General features: G+C 45.6%; 1 protein-coding gene. It reads left to right on the forward strand.

Going from position 1 to position 2,229, the window contains the following annotated elements; all coding sequences use genetic code 11:
• Positions 1–17: 17 nt before the first annotated feature.
• On the forward strand, positions 18–1,979 hold the full coding sequence (gene cpdB, locus B9J84_RS11990) for a 2',3'-cyclic-nucleotide 2'-phosphodiesterase (RefSeq protein ID WP_094124218.1): 1,962 nt from the start codon (positions 18–20) through the stop codon (positions 1,977–1,979).
• Positions 1,980–2,229: the final 250 nt, after the last annotated feature.

Consider the following 2,229-nt stretch of genomic DNA (forward strand, 5'->3'; position numbering starts at 1 on the left):
CCTAACTGGAGTACACAATGAAAGTGGCAGTGAAACCTCTCTCCATCGCGATTTTGAGCGGTATGTTAGCAATGGCTGGCCCAGCAATGGCGGACACCATTAAACTGCGTATCGTCGAAACGACCGATATTCACACCAATGTGATGGATTACGATTACTACAAAGACAAGCCATCGAACCAGATTGGTTTATCCCGTGCGGCGACGTTAGTGAAGCAAGCGCGCAGCGAAGTCGAAAACAGCATTTTGGTCGATAACGGTGATTTACTCCAAGGTAGCCCAATGGGCGACTATATGGCCGCCAAAGGCATCAAGGTTGGTGAGGTTCACCCAGTTTACAAAGCGATGAATCAGCTCGGCTACGATGTGGGTAACATTGGTAACCATGAATTTAACTACGGTTTGTCCTTTTTAAAGGAGAGTATTAACGACGCCGCATTCCCTTATGTCAATGCCAACGTCTATGACCAACAAACGGGCAAACACCTCTTCAATCCCTATCTCATTAAAACGCACACGTTCAAAGATACCGATGGCAAAGAGCACCAAATTAAAGTGGGTTACATTGGTTTTGTCCCACCACAAATCATGGTGTGGGATAAGAAAAATCTGGATGGCAAAGTGTTTGCCAAAGACATCAAGCAAACAGCCGAGGAGCTGATCCCGCAGATGAAGAAAGAGGGTGCCGATGTGATCGTGGCAATCCCGCACTCTGGTGTCTCAGCTAACCCATATTCCGTTGGTGCAGAAAACTCGGTTTACTACCTCACCCAAGTAGAAGGCATTGACGCGATTGCTTTTGGTCACTCTCACGCTGTATTCCCTAGCCAAGATTTTGCCAAACTGCCAGGAGCAGATGTGACTAAAGGCACCATTAATGGCGTAACCGCTGTCATGCCAGGGCGCTGGGGTAGCCATGTCGGTGTGATGGATCTGACTTTGCAAAGCAAAGATGGCCAATGGTCAGTCGTGAATGGTCAATCCCAAGCTCGCCCAATCTTCGATAAAGCCAATAAGAAATCACTGGCAGCAGCCGATACAGGCATAGTGAAAGCCTTAGAGTCAGACCACAAAGGCACGCGAGATTTCGTGAATCAACCGATTGGCCAAGCAAATGATGTGATGTACAGCTTTTTAGCCTTGGTACAAGATGACCCAACCGTGCAAATCGTTAATCTTGCACAAAAAGATTATGTGGAACGCTTTATTCAAGGCGACCCTGATCTTGATGGTTTGCCGGTGTTATCGGCCGCAGCCCCTTTCAAAGTTGGTGGCCGTAAAGATGATCCTGCCGGTTTCACTGAAGTCGAAGCTGGCCAACTGACATTTCGTAACGCAGCGGATCTCTATCTTTACCCTAATACATTAGTCGCGCTGAAAATGACGGGTAAAGAAGTGAAGGAATGGTTGGAATGCAGCGCGGGGCAGTTTAATCAGATTGATCCGCACAGCACTCAACCACAATCCTTGATCAATTGGGCTGATTTCCGCACGTATAACTTTGATGTGATGGATGGGGTGAATTACCAAATCGATGTAACTCAACCCGCCAAATACGATGGTGATTGTAAAGTGGCGAATAAAGATGCTGAGCGCATTGTAGGCTTAACTTATCAAGGTAAACCTATCGATGTAAAACAGACCTTTATTGTCGCCACCAATAACTACCGCGCTTACAGCAATAAATTTGCAGGCACGGGCGCACAATTTGTTGCCTTTGACTCACCCGACGAAAACCGCACGGCCGTTGCCAACTACATTTCGCGCGTGAGTAAAGAAAAAGGTCAAGTTACGCCAAGTGCTGATAACAACTGGTCGTTTGCTCCGATTAAAACTAATACCGCGTTAGATGTTCGTTTTGAAACCTCTCCAAGTGAGAAAGCAGCACAGTTCATCAAAGAGAAAGGCCAATACCCAATGACTTTGGTGGAAAACGATGAGGTTGGTTTTGCGGTTTACAAGATTGACCTTACCCAATAACCCCCACTAAAATCGATTGAAAGAGGCCAATGAATTAAGGCGCTTTCACCCCACAAACGCAGCCTTTCGCTGCGTTTTTTATTTCCCGCTCGACAACCTTAACTCTGATCTTGATGGTTCTTGACTATCCACGCTTCATTTAAGGTTCGTTACAACCTCTGTTTAATTTTCAAACATTAGTTTGATTAAATTTAATTATAAAAAATCATCAAATATGCAATTTTTCTATTCTTTGGCAGGTCTTTGTCCT

This window comes from Vibrio sp. V03_P4A6T147, from assembly GCF_002241085.1.
Classification (GTDB): Bacteria; Pseudomonadota; Gammaproteobacteria; order Enterobacterales; family Vibrionaceae; genus Vibrio; species Vibrio anguillarum.

Coding starts and splice junctions, on each gene's coding strand:
- cpdB (WP_094124218.1), top strand. CDS start 18: ATGAAAGTGGCAGTGAAACCTCTCTCCATCGCGATTTTGAGCGGTATG.